Annotated in this window: 8 protein-coding genes and 1 pseudogene; 6 read left to right on the top strand and 3 right to left on the bottom strand. The window is 61.6% G+C overall.

What is annotated here, in order from left to right; all coding sequences use genetic code 11:
- Positions 1-164: 164 nt before the first annotated feature.
- Positions 165-1,649, bottom strand: coding sequence for a sodium/proline symporter PutP (gene putP, locus JMV15_RS13125; RefSeq protein WP_014716616.1), 1,485 nt, complete (start codon positions 1,647-1,649; stop codon positions 165-167).
- Between the two features lie 461 nt (positions 1,650-2,110).
- Here putP and putA point away from each other — a divergent pair, with 461 nt between their 5' ends.
- Positions 2,111-6,064: a trifunctional transcriptional regulator/proline dehydrogenase/L-glutamate gamma-semialdehyde dehydrogenase gene (putA, locus tag JMV15_RS13120; RefSeq protein ID WP_019818318.1), complete on the top strand. Its 3,954-nt coding sequence runs from the start codon at positions 2,111-2,113 to the stop codon at positions 6,062-6,064.
- A gap of 241 nt (positions 6,065-6,305) precedes the next feature.
- Positions 6,306-8,108 (top strand): acyl-CoA dehydrogenase, encoded by a 1,803-nt coding sequence (locus JMV15_RS13115; RefSeq protein ID WP_038448593.1) that lies wholly within the window; start codon positions 6,306-6,308, stop codon positions 8,106-8,108.
- Between the two features lie 3 nt (positions 8,109-8,111).
- Here JMV15_RS13115 and JMV15_RS13110 read toward each other — a convergent pair whose 3' ends face one another.
- Both JMV15_RS13110 and JMV15_RS13105 read right to left on the bottom strand, forming a co-directional pair.
- The gene (locus JMV15_RS13110) at positions 8,112-8,405 is read right to left on the bottom strand and encodes a cell division protein ZapA (RefSeq protein WP_003187971.1); all 294 of its coding nucleotides are present in this window, start codon (positions 8,403-8,405) and stop codon (positions 8,112-8,114) included.
- On the bottom strand, positions 8,402-8,632 hold the full coding sequence (locus JMV15_RS13105) for a hypothetical protein (protein WP_003187970.1): 231 nt from the start codon (positions 8,630-8,632) through the stop codon (positions 8,402-8,404). Before JMV15_RS13105 ends, JMV15_RS13110 begins: the two co-directional genes overlap by 4 nt.
- 277 nt (positions 8,633-8,909) lie before the next feature.
- Here JMV15_RS13105 and JMV15_RS28695 point away from each other — a divergent pair.
- The 4 genes and pseudogenes from JMV15_RS28695 to mscK form a co-directional block, all read left to right on the top strand.
- Positions 8,910-9,680: pseudogene (locus JMV15_RS28695) on the top strand (MCP four helix bundle domain-containing protein); the annotation flags it as partial.
- Complete coding sequence (locus JMV15_RS28690) at positions 9,663-10,535, top strand: methyl-accepting chemotaxis protein (protein ID WP_370694794.1); 873 nt, start codon at positions 9,663-9,665, stop codon at positions 10,533-10,535. The pseudogene JMV15_RS28695 and the gene JMV15_RS28690, both read left to right, overlap by 18 nt.
- Before the next feature lie 241 nt (positions 10,536-10,776).
- Positions 10,777-12,519 (top strand): potassium/proton antiporter, encoded by a 1,743-nt coding sequence (locus JMV15_RS13095; protein WP_014716612.1) that lies wholly within the window; start codon positions 10,777-10,779, stop codon positions 12,517-12,519.
- A gap of 49 nt (positions 12,520-12,568) precedes the next feature.
- Positions 12,569-15,952, top strand: a complete 3,384-nt coding sequence (gene mscK, locus JMV15_RS13090) for a mechanosensitive channel MscK (protein ID WP_014716611.1) — start codon at positions 12,569-12,571, stop codon at positions 15,950-15,952.
- The last annotated feature ends 12 nt before the right edge of the window (positions 15,953-15,964 follow it).

The raw sequence follows: 15,964 nt of genomic DNA, 5'->3' as shown, positions 1-15,964 counted from the left end.
TGGCCGAGCGCTGCCTCGGCAAATAAGTAAGGTCCTACGTGAGCACCGCTGGAATCCACGGGCATCGGCGGCTATTGCACCAATCAGCCCAGCAAAAAAAGGCCCAGCGTCCTTCGGACGTGGGCCTTTCTTGTTCGCTCAGCAGGCGTTAAACGCCCAGCGAATTACTTGTTCAAGTTGTAATCTTTTTCCGCCGCGTCAAAACGCTCGACCATACCCACCGTCGGTGCGCCCATCTTGCTCACGAAGTAGATCGCCAGGCTGGCGAAGATGAAGCCTGGGATGATTTCGTACAGGCCCAGCAATTCGAAGTGCTTCCACACGATCACGGTGATTGCGCCGACCAGGATGCCGGCCAGCGCGCCGTTGCGGGTCATGTGTTTCCAGATTACCGAGATCAGTACCACAGGGCCGAAGGCTGCACCGAAACCGGCCCAGGCGTAGCTGACCAGGCCCAGTACGCGGTTTTCCGGGTTGGCGGCCATGGCGATGGCGATCAAGGCCACGACCAGCACCATCAGGCGACCGACCCATACCAGTTCACGCTGGGACGCGCCCTTGCGCAGGAACGCCTTGTAGAAGTCTTCGGTCAGGGCGCTGGAGCACACCAGCAATTGGCAGCTCAGGGTGCTCATCACAGCCGCCAGAATGGCCGACAGCAACACACCGGCAACCCATGGGTTGAACAGGATTTTGGCCAGTTCGATAAACACACGCTCTGGGTTTTCAGTCACCGGGCCTGCTACTTCCGGGTGCGCCGAGAAGTAAGCGATACCGAAGAAGCCCACTGCCACGGTGCCGCCCAGGCACAGGATCATCCAGGTCATGGAAATACGACGCGCCTTGGCGATCGACTTAACCGAGTCCGCCGCCATGAAACGCGCAAGGATGTGCGGTTGGCCGAAGTAGCCCAGGCCCCAGCCCATCAGCGAAATAACGCCGATGAAGGTGGTGTTTTTCAGCATGTCGAAGCTGGTCGGGTCCTTGGCTTCAATGGCCAGGAAGGTGGTGTCTACGCCGCCGGTGGCCAGCAGCACGATGATCGGCGTAAGGATCAGCGCGAAGATCATCAGCGTGGCTTGTACGGTGTCGGTCCAACTGACTGCCAGGAAACCACCGATGAAGGTGTAGGCAATGGTCGCTGCAGCACCGGCCCACAGCGCGGTCTCGTAGGACATGCCGAAGGTGCTTTCGAACAGGCGGGCGCCGGCGACGATGCCGGAGGCGCAGTAGATGGTGAAGAACACCAGGATCACCACGGCGGAGATGATCCGCAGCAGGCCGCTCTTATCTTCGAAGCGGCTGGAGAAGTAATCCGGCAGGGTCAGGGCGTCGCCGTTGTGTTCGGTCTGCACCCGCAGGCGGCCGGCCACGAACAACCAGTTGAGGTAAGCACCGACGATCAGGCCGATGGCAATCCAGCTTTCCGACAGACCGGACATGTAGATCGCGCCCGGCAAGCCCATCAACAGCCAGCCACTCATGTCGGAAGCACCGGCGGACAAGGCTGTCACCACGCTACCGAGGCTGCGACCGCCCAGGATGTAATCGGAAAGGTTGTTGGTGGAGCGATAGGCCATCAGGCCGATCAGCACCATTGCTGCGATGTAGATCACGAACGTGATCAGGGTTGGATTGCTAACGCTCATAGGAGTGACGCCCTGGCTTTGTTTTTATGTAGCGACGGTCATGGGGACGGCCACCCGTGGATAACCGGATAGACGAACCTGCATGCCGCGCATTTATGACTGGCGTTTCCCCAGGAAAGCCGCCAGCCGATGAACCCACCCTGAGGGTTGGTTGCACCTTGGTGCGCGAATGCTATTCAACAAAGCAAATAAGGTGCAACCAGTTTCTGCCGATTAAGTTGCACCCAAGTATGTTTTAGGACAAACGCGCTTTTTTTGCTCCTTTTCGGAGCAAGAACAGCCGATCTCAGAAGCAAATGCACCAGCGCGGAGCGGATTCGGTCGCCTGTTTATTTTTTTCCGATCAAGCGTCGAACATTTAACCAACAAAAGGGTTGCACCCGGTTGCACCTCGGGATGGGCAAAGCTAATCTTGCCGCCAGCAGATGCCACTCGGTAGTGGCACCCATGAGGATAAAAAAATGGCAACGACCACCCTTGGGGTCAAACTCGACGACCCGACCCGCGAACGCCTGAAGGCCGCCGCGACCTCCATTGATCGTACGCCGCACTGGCTGATCAAGCAGGCGATTTTCAATTACCTGGAGAAACTCGAGGGTGGTGCAACCCTGTCCGAGCTCAATGGCTTGAGCAGCAAGGAGGCCGATGATGCCGGCGAGGTCCAGGCCGACCACGCCCACCAATGCTTCCTTGAGTTCGCCGAGAGCATCCTGCCGCAATCGGTATTGCGTGCCGCAATCACCGCCGCTTACCGCCGCCCCGAGCCGGAAGTGGTGCCGATGCTGATCGAACAGGCGCGCCTGCCGGCACCGATGGCCGAAGCCACCAACAAGCTGGCCGCGAGCATTGCCGAAAAACTGCGCAATCAGAAGAGTGCCGGCGGCCGTGCCGGTATTGTTCAGGGCCTGCTGCAAGAATTCTCCCTGTCGTCCCAGGAAGGCGTGGCGCTGATGTGCCTGGCCGAAGCGCTGCTGCGTATCCCGGACAAAGGCACCCGCGATGCGCTGATCCGCGACAAGATCAGCACCGGCAACTGGCAGCCGCACCTGGGCAACAGCCCATCGCTGTTCGTCAACGCCGCCACCTGGGGCCTGCTGCTGACTGGCAAGCTGGTGTCGACCCACAACGAAGCGGGCCTGACCTCGTCCCTGAGCCGCATCATCGGCAAGAGCGGCGAGCCGATGATCCGCAAGGGCGTCGACATGGCCATGCGCCTGATGGGCGAGCAGTTCGTCACCGGCGAAACCATCGCCGAAGCCCTGGCCAATGCGAGCAAGTTCGAAGCCAAGGGCTTCCGCTATTCCTACGACATGCTCGGTGAAGCCGCCCTCACCGAACACGACGCCCAGAAGTACCTGGCCTCGTACGAACAAGCCATTCATTCCATCGGCAAAGCCTCCCATGGCCGTGGGATCTATGAAGGCCCGGGCATCTCCATCAAGCTCTCCGCCCTGCACCCGCGCTACAGCCGTGCGCAGTACGAGCGTGTGATGGACGAGTTGTACCCGCGCCTGCTGTCGCTGACCTTGCTGGCCAAGCAGTATGACATCGGCCTGAACATCGACGCCGAAGAAGCCGACCGCCTGGAGCTGTCCCTGGACCTGCTCGAACGCCTGTGCTTCGAGCCGCAATTGACTGGCTGGAACGGCATCGGCTTTGTGATCCAGGCGTACCAGAAGCGTTGCCCGTATGTGATCGACTACGTCATCGATCTGGCCCGCCGCAGCCGCCATCGCCTGATGATCCGCCTGGTAAAAGGCGCGTACTGGGACAGCGAAATCAAGCGCGCCCAGGTCGAAGGCCTGGAAGGCTACCCGGTGTACACCCGTAAGGTGTACACCGACGTTTCCTACATTGCCTGCGCGCGCAAACTGCTGTCGGTGCCGGAAGTCATCTACCCGCAGTTCGCCACGCACAACGCCCACACCCTGTCGGCTATCTACCACATCGCCGGTCAGAACTATTACCCCGGCCAGTACGAGTTCCAGTGCCTGCACGGCATGGGTGAACCGCTGTACGAACAGGTTGTAGGCAAGGTTTCCGAAGGTAAGTTGAACCGTCCGTGCCGTGTGTACGCGCCGGTCGGTACCCACGAAACGCTGCTGGCCTACCTGGTACGCCGCCTGCTGGAAAACGGCGCCAACACCTCGTTCGTCAACCGCATCGCTGACCAGTCCATCTCGATCCAGGAACTGGTAGCCGACCCGGTGGCCAGCATCGAGCAAATGGCAACCCAGGAAGGCGGTTTCGGCCTGCCACACCCGCGCATCCCTTTGCCGCGTGACCTGTACGGCAGCGACCGCGCCAACTCGGCCGGTATCGACCTGGCCAACGAACATCGCCTGGCCTCGTTGTCCTGCGCCCTGCTGGCCACTGCTCACAACAACTGGAAAGCCGCACCGATGCTCGGTTGCGCTGCCAGCAATGAAGCGGCACAACCGGTTCTGAACCCATCCGACCTGCGTGATGTGGTCGGCCAGGTACAGGAAGCCACCGTCGAAGATGTCGACAACGCCATCCAGTGCGCCATCAGCGCCGCGCCGATCTGGCAGGCCACCCCGCCCGCCGAACGCGCTGCCATCCTGGAACGCGCCGCCGACCTGATGGAAGGCGAGATCCAGCCGCTGATGGGCTTGCTGGCCCGTGAAGCCGGCAAGACCTTCGCCAACGCCATCGCCGAAGTGCGTGAAGCCGTGGACTTCCTGCGTTACTACGCGGTGCAGGCGCGCAACGACTTTACCAATGACGCCCACCGCCCATTGGGCCCGGTGGTGTGCATCAGCCCGTGGAACTTCCCGCTCGCCATCTTCAGCGGCCAGGTAGCTGCAGCGCTGGCTGCTGGTAACCCGGTGCTGGCCAAGCCTGCCGAGCAGACGCCGCTGGTGGCTGCCCAGGCCGTACGTATTCTGCTTGAAGCCGGTATTCCGGAAGGCGTGCTGCAATTGCTGCCAGGCCAGGGCGAAAGCGTCGGTGCCCGTCTGGTGGGTGATGATCGCGTCAAAGGCGTGATGTTCACCGGCTCCACCGAAGTGGCGCGCCTGCTGCAACGCAATGTCGCCGGTCGCCTGGATGCCCAGGGTCGCCCGATTCCACTGATCGCCGAAACCGGTGGCCAGAACGCGATGATCGTCGATTCCTCGGCGCTGACCGAACAAGTGGTGATCGACGTCGTGTCGTCGGCCTTCGACAGCGCCGGTCAACGTTGCTCGGCACTGCGCGTACTGTGCCTGCAGGAAGATTCGGCAGACCGTGTGGTCGAAATGCTCAAGGGCGCCATGGCTGAATGCCGCCTGGGCAACCCGGAACGCCTGTCGGTGGACATTGGCCCGGTGATTGACGCCGAAGCCAAGGCCGGTATCGAGAAACACATCCAGGCCATGCGCGACAAAGGCCGCAACGTTTACCAGGTGGCGATTGCCGACGGTGAAGAGATCAAGCGCGGCACCTTCGTGATGCCGACCCTGATCGAGCTGGAAAGCTTCGACGAACTGCAACGCGAGATCTTCGGCCCGGTGCTGCACGTAGTGCGCTACAAGCGCAAAGAGATCGACCAGCTCATCGGCCAGATCAACGCTTCCGGCTACGGCCTGACCCTGGGCGTGCACACGCGCATCGACGAGACCATCGCCAAGGTGATCGACAACGTCAATGCCGGTAACGTCTACGTCAACCGCAACATTGTTGGCGCCGTGGTCGGCGTGCAGCCGTTCGGCGGCGAAGGCCTGTCGGGCACTGGCCCGAAAGCCGGTGGCCCGCTGTACCTGTACCGCTTGTTGTCGACTCGTCCTACCGATGCAATCGAGCAATCCTTCGTACGGGGCGACAAGTTGGCCGCGCCGGATGTGCGCCTGCGTGATGCCATGAGCCAATCGCTGACCGCCCTGAAAACCTGGGCCGACGGCAATAAGTTCAGTGAACTGAGCGCCCTGTGCACGCAGTTCGCCGCCCAGTCGCAAAGCGGTATCACCCGCCAACTGGCCGGCCCGACCGGCGAGCGCAACAGCTACGCCATCCTGCCGCGCGAGCACGTACTGTGCCTGGCCGAAGTGGAAGGCGACCTGCTGACCCAACTGGCGGCGGTATTGGCCGTCGGTGGTTCGGCGGTATGGCCGGAAACCGAGCTGACCAAGGCCTTGTTCCCACGCCTGCCTAAAGAGATTCAGGCGAAGATCAAGCGCGTGGCTGACTGGACCAAGGACGACGTGGTGTTTGACGCCGTGCTGCATCACGGTGATTCCGACCAACTGCGTGCGGTGTGCCAGCAAGTGGCGCAGCGCGGTGGGGCGATTGTCGGGGTGCATGGCCTGTCGCAAGGCGAAACGGCGATTGCGCTGGAGCGTCTGGTGATCGAGCGTGCGTTGAGCGTAAACACCGCCGCGGCGGGTGGTAACGCCAGCCTGATGACCATCGGCTAACTGACACACCGCGGCTGATCGCGGCTGATCGTTCCCACGCTCCGCGTGGGAATGCAGCTTAAGGACGCTCTGCGTCCAGAAGCGTGACGCGGAGCGTCAAAAGAGGCGTTCCCACGCAGAGCGTGGGAACGATCTCGATGCCTCGCCAGCGTTCTGCCCCTCTATCACTTAGATCAATCTTGCTACCCACCCTCCATTCCCGCACTTAGACTCAGGCCAATTCCTTCAAAGGTAATCCGCCATGTCCGAGACGCTGCTCAGTTCCCGCAATCTGGCTTTCGAGCTGTACGAAGTCCTCGATGCCGAGGGCCTGACCCAGCGTGAGCGGTTTGCCGAGCACAACCGCGAAACTTTCGACGCTGCAATCAGCACGGCGCGCAGCATCGCCGAAAAGTACTTCGCGCCCCACAACCGCAAGAACGACGAAAACGAACCGCGTTATGAGAACGGCCAAGCGATCCTGATCCCGGAAGTCAAACCCGCCGTAGACGCCTTCCTGGAGGCCGGCTTCCTCAACGCAGCACGTAGCTTTGAAGCAGGTGGCATGCAACTGCCGACCCTGTTGTCCCAGGCCTGTTTCGCGCACTTCCAATCGGCCAACGCCGCCTCGACGTCCTACCCGTTCCTGACCATGGGCGCCGCCAACCTGATCGAAAGCTTCGGCACCGAGGAGCAGAAACAACGCTTCCTGCAGCCAATGATCGACGGGCGCTTCTTCGGCACCATGGCCCTGACCGAGCCCCATGCCGGTTCTTCCCTGTCGGACATTCGTACCCGTGCAGAACCCGCGGCTGACGGCAGTTATCGGCTCAAGGGCAACAAGATCTTTATCTCCGGTGGCGACCATTCGCTGTCGGAAAACATCGTGCATATGGTGCTGGCAAAATTGCCGGACGCTCCCGCAGGCGTGAAGGGCATTTCGCTGTTTATCGTGCCCAAGTTCCTGGTCAACGAGGACGGCAGCCTGGGCGCTCGCAACGATGTGCTGCTGGCAGGGCTGTTCCACAAGATGGGCTGGCGCGGCACCACGTCCACGGCGCTTAACTTTGGCGATAACGGCAACTGTGTCGGCTATCTGGTGGGCAAGCCGCACCAGGGGCTGAGCTGCATGTTCCAGATGATGAACGAGGCACGCATCGGCGTGGGCATGGGCGCGGTGATGCTCGGTTACGCCGGCTACCTCTACTCCCTGGACTACGCCCGCGAACGGCCCCAGGGGCGCCTGCCTGATAGTAAAGACCCGAGCACCGCACCGGTGGCGATCATCCAGCACGCCGACATCAAGCGCATGCTACTGACCCAGAAAGCCTATGTGGAAGGCGCCTTTGACCTCGGCCTCTACGCGGCGCGGCTATTCGACGACACCACCACCCTGCAAACCGACACCGAGCGCAAGCAAGCCCACGAACTGCTCGACCTGCTCACGCCCATCGTCAAATCCTGGCCGTCGGAGTTCTGCCTCAAGGCCAACGAGCTGGCGATCCAGATTCTCGGCGGCCACGGCTACACCCGCGAATACCCGGTGGAGCAGTACTACCGCGACAACCGCCTGAACCCCATCCATGAAGGCACCCACGGCATCCAGTCCCTGGACCTGCTCGGGCGCAAATTGGCGCAGAACGGCGGCGCCGGTTTAAAGCAGTTGATTCGCCTGATCGCCGAAACCGGAGCCCGGGCGCAAAAGCACCCTTCACTCACGGCACTGCGAGAGCCTCTGGAGCAACTGGTAAACCGGCTGCAAAGCGTCACGATTGGCCTGCTGACCGATCTCGCCCAAGGCAAGGTCAACAGCAGCCTGGCGAACTCGGCGCTGTACTTGAAAGTGTTCGGGCACACGGTGATTGGCTGGCGCTGGCTGGAACAGGCGATCCGCGCCGAAGAAGGGCTGGCCAAAGGGGAAGCGGCTGACGCGGCCTTTTATAAGGGCAAGCTCCAGGCCGCCCGGTACTTCCTGACCTGGGAAGTACCGAGCTGCCATCATGAACTGGCGATTCTGGAAGCACGCGACGATACGTGCCTGGGCATGCAAGACGAGTGGTTCTAGCCCTCAGGGCTGACCGATCACCTTGGAAATCACATCGACCGTGGCGCTGACTTGCTCTTGGTAACGGTCGAGTTCCTGCTGGTGCGCCTGTTGCATTTCAATCTGCTCGGCGCACAGGTTCAGCGCGGCCAGTACCAATAGCTTGTCACCGATCAGGGTCGGGTACTTTTTCTTGGTAACCGCCAGGGAGGCCTTGAGCATGGTCACGGCATGCATCAGGGTCTGATCTTCGCCGGCCGGTGCCTTGATCGAGTAATCCTCTCCGAGAATCGAAACGACCTTTATGCCCTCACTCATGCGCTGACAGGCCCTGCACTTACACGCTCAACCAGCGCCTGGATGCGGGCGGCGGTGGCGCCGTGCTTTTCTTCCTGTTCCATCAGGTTCAGTTGCAGGCTGTCGTTTTCGTCCTTGGCGCGGGCCAGCTCGGCCTTGAGGGATTCGTTGCTGCCCAGCAGTTCTTGATTCTGCTGTACGAGGTCGCTGACCAGTTGTTCCAATTGGCTGAGGGATGCTTCTAACATTTTGATTTCTCGGGCGTTTAAAAAGGGCGGTGACGATAAAGAAAATTCACCTTGGATGCCAGGGTTATCCCCGGCCGCGCAGCCCGATGTTGCAAGGCCGGGCCGCACTTTCGAGCCTTAGTGACTGCATTTACCCGATCTGGTTCCTGAACTCACCCAACCCCTGGTCCGATGCGACAAAAGCGCGCGCCCCCTTAAGACTTTAGTCGCAGGGCCGATAAGGCGGGCACACCTCGTCTCATGGCCGCATGGATAGCGCCTCCCCCAGGACTCCAGCATGTCTCTTCGTAATATGAATATCGCCCCGAGGGCCTTCCTTGGCTTCGCGTTTATTGGCGCCTTGATGTTGTTGCTCGGTGTGTTCGCCCTGAACCAGATGAGCAAAATTCGTGCAGCCACCGAAGACATCACCTCGGCCAGCGTGCCCAGCATTCGCGCCCTGGATGAATTCACCCAACTGACCCTGCGCCTGCGCGTGCTGTCGTACCGCTTGCTGACCAACCGCGAGCCAGATGTACAGCAAAAGACCCTGGAAGCCTTCGAACTGCGCAATCAGCAGATTCGCACAGCCCAGGACATCTACGAAAAACTGATCACCAGCACCGAAGAGCGCAGCGCTTACAACGAGTACGTGCGCTTGCTGGGTCAGTACCGCCAGATTGAAGAGCGCATGAAGAGCCTGTCTCGCGCCAATCAGGTCAACGAGCTGCGCAGCCTGCTCAACACCGAGTTGCTGGACAACTCCGAGCAGGTCAATGCGGTCTTGACCCGCTTGCTGGATATCAATAACGACGACGCCAACGCCACCAACCAGCGCGCCAAAGACCAATACGACATGGCCTTTGACCTGGTAGTAGGCCTGCTGGTGGTTGCCACGGCGCTGACCTTGCTGTTCGCCTGGCTGCTGACACGCAGCATCACCCTGCCCATCGCCCAGGCGCTAGAAGCCGCCGAAGAAGTGGCCGAAGGCAACCTGACGCGCCCGATCACCGTGGACGGCAACGACGAAGCCGGACGCCTGCTCGCGGCCATGGCCAAGATGCAACACAAACTGCGCGACACCCTGCAACGTATCGCCGGCTCCGCTACCCAGCTGGCGTCTGCCGCTGAAGAGCTGAATGCGGTCACCGACGAAAGCGCCCGTGGCCTGACCCAGCAGAATAACGAAATCGAACAGGCCGCCACTGCCGTCAACGAGATGACCAGCGCGGTGGAAGAAGTCGCACGCAACGCGGTGAGCACCTCCGAAGCCTCGCGCAACGCCACCACCTCTGCCGGCGACGGCCGCGACCTGGTGCAGGAAACCGTTAGCGCCATCGAACGCATGAGTACCGATGTGCAGGCCACCGCCTCCCTGATTGGCGACCTGGCCAATGAATCGCGGGATATCGGCAAAGTGCTGGACGTGATCCGTGGCCTGGCCGACCAGACCAACCTGCTGGCCCTGAACGCCGCGATCGAAGCAGCGCGAGCCGGGGAAGCCGGGCGTGGTTTCGCCGTGGTGGCTGATGAAGTGCGGGCGCTGGCCCATCGCACCCAGCAGTCCACCAGCGAAATCGAGCGCATGATCGGCAGCATCCAGACAGGCACTGAGCACGCGGTGGATTCGATGCGCAACAGCACTGAGCGGGCCGAATCGACACTCAACATTGCCCGAGGCGCGGGCCTGTCGCTGGACACCATCAACACGGCGATTGTGGAGATCAACGAGCGCAACCTGGTGATCGCCAGCGCGGCGGAAGAACAGGCCCAGGTGGCGCGGGAAGTGGACCGCAACCTGGTGAATATCCGTGACCTGTCGGTGCAATCGGCCACCGGCGCCAGCCAGACCAGTGCGGCGAGCGGCGAATTGTCGCGGTTGGCGGTGGACCTGAACGGGATGGTCGGAAGGTTCCGCCTCTGAAATAAGCCTTTGCTCACACCGCATACCTTGTGGGAGCTGGCTTGCCTGCGATAGCAATCTATCAGCTAACGCCCCTGGCGCCTGGCACACCGCAATCGCAGGCAAGCCAGCTCCCACATTTGATCGGTGCGCAGCCACAAAAGCTTTTTGACAGCGCAGCAATTCAACAGGTTAGAATCCCTGGCACGCAGACTGCATGGTCAGTTTGCGTCCTGTCTTCCCCTGCCTTGGAGTACTGCCTTTGAATGCGACGACCATCAACAGCCTGTTCTTGATCGGCGCGTTGCTGGTGACTGCGAGCATTCTGGTGAGTTCGCTTTCGTCACGCCTGGGGATCCCCATCCTGGTGATTATCCTGGCCGTGGGCATGACCGCCGGGGTCGATGGCGGTGGCATCATTTTCGACAACTACCCGACCGCCTACCTGGTGGGCAACCTCGCCCTCGCCGTGATCCTGCTCGACGGCGGTTTGCGCACCCGGGTGGCGAGTTTCCGCGTGGCGCTGTGGCCGGCATTGTCCCTGGCCACGGTGGGGGTGTTGATTACCACCGGCCTCACGGGCATGGCCGCGGCCTGGCTGTTCGACCTCAATATCATCCAGGGCCTGCTGATTGGTGCCATTGTCGGCTCCACGGACGCCGCGGCGGTGTTCTCACTGCTGGGCGGCAAGGGCCTCAACGAGCGGGTCAGCGCCAGCCTGGAAATCGAATCGGGCAGTAACGATCCGATGGCGGTGTTCCTCACCGTCACCCTGATCGACATGCTCGCCAGCGGCCAGACCGGCCTGCACTGGAGCCTGCTCACGCACCTGATCCGCGAATTCGGCATCGGTGGCCTGGTAGGCCTGGGTGGCGGCTGGCTGATGTTGCAGCTGGTCAACCGCATCAACCTGGCCAACGGCCTGTACCCGATCCTGGTGATCGCCGGCGGCCTGTTCGTGTTTGCCCTGACCAACGCCCTGCACGGCAGCGGCTTCCTCGCCGTGTACCTGTGCGGGCTGGTGATCGGCAACCGCCCGGTGCGCAGCCGCCATGGCATTTTGCACATGCTCGACGGCATGGCCTGGCTGGCGCAGATCGGGATGTTCTTGGTGCTGGGCCTGCTGGTCACGCCTCACGACTTGCTGCCCATCGCCCTGCCCGCCCTGGGCCTGGCGCTGTGGATGATCCTGTTTGCCCGGCCGCTGTCGGTGATGGTTGGCCTGCTGCCATTCAAAGCGTTCCACGGGCGCGAAAAGGCCTTTATCGCCTGGGTCGGCCTGCGCGGCGCGGTACCGATCATCCTCGCGGTGTTCCCGCTGATGGCCGGTCTGCCCCATGCACAGCTGTACTTCAACCTGGCGTTCTTTATCGTGCTGGTCTCGCTGTTGGTGCAGGGCACCAGCCTGCCGTGGGTGGCCAAGTTGCTCAAAGTCACCGTACCGCCAGACCCGGCACCGATCTCCCGCGCAGCCCTGGAAGTGCACGTCACCAGCGAGTGGGAGCTGTTCGTCTACCGCCTCGGCGCCGAGAAATGGTGCATCGGCGCGGCCCTGCGCGAGCTGAAAATGCCCGAAGGCACGCGCATCGCCGCGCTGTTTCGTGGCCAGCAACTGCTCCATCCGTCGGGTAGTACGGTGCTGGAAGTCGACGATTTGCTCTGTGTGATCGGCCACGAACACAACCTGCCGGCTCTGGGCAAACTGTTCAGCCAGGCACCGCAACGGGGCCTCGATTTGCGCTTCTTCGGCGACTTCGTCCTCGAAGGCGACGCCCAGCTGGGCGCGGTTTCCGCCTTGTACGGGCTCAAGCTTGAGGGTATCGACCCGGACATGCCGCTGAGCCGTTTCATCACCCAGAAGGTGGGCGGTGCACCGGTAGTCGGCGACCAGGTGGAGTGGAACAACACCATCTGGACCGTCGCGGTCATGGACGGGAACAAGATTGGCAAAGTCGGCGTCAGATTCCCCGAAGGAAGTCGCCCGGGCCCCGGACTCTTCCTCTAAACTGCGGGACAACGACGCCCCGATTCTTCACTTTGCAAGACCGGTCTCTATGCCAACCCTGCGTACTTTTCTCGCCACTGCCCTGCTGGGCCTGACCCTTTGTGTTGGCAGCGTATATGCCGCCGACCCGCCCAGCGCCGAAGCCGTCCAGCAAAGCCTGGATAAACTGCCCGACCGCAAGCTGCCTGACGCCGACATGAAGGCGCTGCAGGCGACCCTGCAACAGACCCTGACCTACTTGGGCAATCAGCAGGACTACGAGCAGCGCCTGGCCGACCTCAAGCGCCAGCTGGAAGAGGCCCCGCGCCAGACCAATGAGAACCAGCGTGAGCTGGCGCGCCTCAAGGCCACCAAAATCATTCCGGTGGCCCAACGCTACGCCAGCCTGCCGGTGCCGCAGCTTGAGCAGTTATTGGTGCAACGCAGCACCCAGCAAGGCGACCTGCAAAAAGAACTGGCCGACGCCAACAGCCTGACCATCGCCGCCCAGACCCGCCCCGAGCGCGCTCAGACCGAAATCAGCAGCAGCCAGACGCGCATCCAGCAAATCAACGCGACGCTCAAGCTTGGCAAAGACAACGGCAAGCCCCTCAGCAGCGACCAGCGCAACCAGCTCAACGCCGAACTGGCGGCCCTGAATGCCTTGATTCCCCTGCGCCGCCAGGAATTGGCCGGCAACAGCCAGCTGCAAGATTTGGGCAACAGCCAGCATGACCTGATCCAGGAAAAAACCGCACGCCTGGAGCAGGAAATCCAGGACCTGCAAACCCTGATCAACCAGAAACGCCTGGCCCAGTCCCAGCAGACGGTGACCCAACAGTCCATCGAAGCGCAGAAAGCCGGGGGCAGCAGCATCCTGGCCAAGGAAAGCGCAGACAACCTGAAGCTGTCCGACTACCTGCTCAAAAGCACCGACCGCCTCAACGACCTGACCCAGAAAAACCTGCAGACCAAGCAGCAACTGGACACCGTGACCCAAAGCGATTCGGCCCTGGACGAGCAGATCAACGTGCTCAAGGGCAGCCTGCTGCTGTCCAAGATTCTCTATAAACAAAAGCAGGCCCTGCCGCGTCTGACCGTGGACAAAGACCTGGCCGACGACATCGCCAACATTCGCCTGTACCAGTTCGAGGTCAACCAACAGCGAGAGCTGATCACCTCCCCCAGCGCCTATGTGGACAACCTGCTGGCCAACCAGCCGCCAGATGAAGTCACCCCGCAACTGCGCCGCACCCTGCTGGAAGTGGCGATCACCCGCAGCGACCTGCTGGAACGCCTGAGCCGCGAACTGAGCGCACTGCTCAACGAATCCATCACCCTGCAACTGAACCAGAAACAACTGCTCAGCACCGCCAGCACCCTCCGCGCCACGCTCGATGAGCAAATGTTCTGGATCCCCAGCAACAAGCCGCTGGACACTGAATGGCTGGAAACCGTACCGGCGCATCTGAGCAAACAGGTCACCACCCTGCCCTGGGCGTCCAGCGTCAGTGAGCTGTATGACGGCCTGACCCAACGCCCGCTGCTGTTCCTGCCGTTGCTGTTGCTGATCGGCGCGCTGCTGTGGCGGCGCAATGCGCTGTATGTGCGCCTGAAAAAGGTTCACCAAGACATCGGCCACTTCAAGCGCGACAGCCAGTGGCATACGCCGCAGGCCATCCTGATCAACATCCTGCTGGCGATGCCCGTGGCCCTGGGCCTGGCGCTGTGCGGCTACGCGTTGCAGATCGACGCCCGCGGGCAAAACGCCAACCTGGGCGCGGCCTTGCTGCAGATCGCCCAAGCCTGGCTGGTGTTCTACACCGCCTACCGCATCCTCGCGCCGGGCGGCGTGGCGGAGCTGCACTTTCGCTGGGAGAGGCCGCAGGTCGAATTCCTGCAAGGCTGGATACGCAAGCTCGGGCTGGTGGTACTGGCGTTGGTGGCCGTGGTCGCAATTGCCGAACATCAACCGGCCGCGCTGGCTGACGACGTGTTGGGTATCGCCGTGGTACTGACCTGTTACGGGCTGATGGCCTGGCTGCTGGGCCGCCTGCTGCTGAACAGCCCAACCCACGAAAAGGCCTCATTGTTTCGCAAAGCGATCGGGGTGGTGTTCACCGCCCTGCCCATCGCGCTGTTTATTGCCGTGTGCTTTGGCTATTACTACACCGCGCTGAAACTCAGTGACCGGCTGATCAACACCCTGTACCTGCTGATGTTCTGGCTGGTGATCGAAGCCACCTTCGTGCGCGGCCTGGGTGTTGCCGCACGGCGCCTGGCCTACGCCCGCGCCCTGGCCAAACGCCAGGCAGCCAAGGAGGCCGGTGACGGCGAAGCGGTGATCGAAGAGCCGACCCTGGACATCGAGCAGGTCAACGAACAGTCCATGCGCCTGATCCGCCTGGCCCTGCTCGGCGGCTTTATCGCGGCGTTGTATTGGGTGTGGTCGGACCTGATCTCGGTATTTTCCTACCTGGACAACGTCACGCTGTACGAATACACCAGCGGTACCGGTGCGAATATCAGCATGGTGCCCATCAGCATCGGCGACCTGCTGGGCGCGTCGATTATCATCGGTATCACCTTCGCCCTGGCGCGCAACCTGCCCGGCCTGCTGGAAGTGCTGGTGCTGTCCAAGCTCGACCTGGCCCAAGGCAGCGCCTACGCCACCACCACCTTGCTGTCCTACATCATTGCCGGCGTGGGCTTTGTCACCACCCTTTCCACCCTCGGTGTGAGTTGGGACAAGCTGCAATGGCTGGTGGCCGCGCTGTCGGTGGGCCTGGGTTTCGGCATGCAGGAGATCTTCGCCAACTTCATCTCCGGCATCATGATTTTGTTCGAACGCCCGGTGCGCATCGGCGACACCATTACCATCGGCAACCTGTCGGGTACGGTGAGCAAGATCCGTATTCGTGCCACCACCATTACCGACTTCGACAATAAAGACATCATTGTCCCCAACAAGACCTTCATTACCGGGCAGTTGATCAACTGGTCGCTGACCGACACCATCACTCGGGTGACCCTCAAACTCGGCGTGGACTACGGCTCCGACCTCGACCTGGTGAAGGAACTGTTACTGAAAGCCGCTCGGGAAAACCCTCGGGTCCTGAAAGAACCGGAACCCCATGTGTACTTCCTCAACTTCGGCGAAAGCACACTGGACCACGAGCTGCGCATGCACGTGCGCGACCTGGGCGACCGCAACCCGGTGCTCGACGAGGTCAACCGCTTTATCAACCGTGAGTTCAAGAAACAGCACATCAACATCTCGTTCCGGCAGATGGAGATCTACCTGAAAAACCTCCACGGCCAGGAATACAAACTGGTGCCGGCCGAGGATGAGCGCAAGACCATCGTGCAGCCCGTCGACCAGCCCGACGCCCCAGAGCCACCTGCGGGCAAAGTGGTGGATGCGCCGGAGCCGCCACCCAGCAAACTCGACTAAATGCCCTATCCC

It is taken from the genome of Pseudomonas paracarnis (assembly GCF_904063055.1).
Classification (GTDB): Bacteria; Pseudomonadota; Gammaproteobacteria; order Pseudomonadales; family Pseudomonadaceae; genus Aquipseudomonas; species Aquipseudomonas paracarnis.
The sequence above is the reverse complement of the archived record's forward strand: the minus strand, read 5'-3'. Positions and strand labels throughout refer to the sequence as shown.

What these genes read in the sequence shown, in the direction of transcription:
- JMV15_RS13115 (WP_038448593.1), top strand. Translation starts at nt 6,306, where the DNA reads ATGTCCGAGACGCTGCTCAGTTCCCGCAATCTGGCTTTCGAGCTGTAC.
- JMV15_RS28690 (WP_370694794.1), top strand. Translation starts at nt 9,663, where the DNA reads ATGGCCAAGATGCAACACAAACTGCGCGACACCCTGCAACGTATCGCC.
- mscK (WP_014716611.1), top strand. Translation starts at nt 12,569, where the DNA reads ATGCCAACCCTGCGTACTTTTCTCGCCACTGCCCTGCTGGGCCTGACC.
- JMV15_RS13110 (WP_003187971.1), bottom strand. Translation starts at nt 8,405, where the DNA reads ATGAGTGAGGGCATAAAGGTCGTTTCGATTCTCGGAGAGGATTACTCG.
- JMV15_RS13105 (WP_003187970.1), bottom strand. Translation starts at nt 8,632, where the DNA reads ATGTTAGAAGCATCCCTCAGCCAATTGGAACAACTGGTCAGCGACCTC.
- putA (WP_019818318.1), top strand. Translation starts at nt 2,111, where the DNA reads ATGGCAACGACCACCCTTGGGGTCAAACTCGACGACCCGACCCGCGAA.
- putP (WP_014716616.1), bottom strand. Translation starts at nt 1,649, where the DNA reads ATGAGCGTTAGCAATCCAACCCTGATCACGTTCGTGATCTACATCGCA.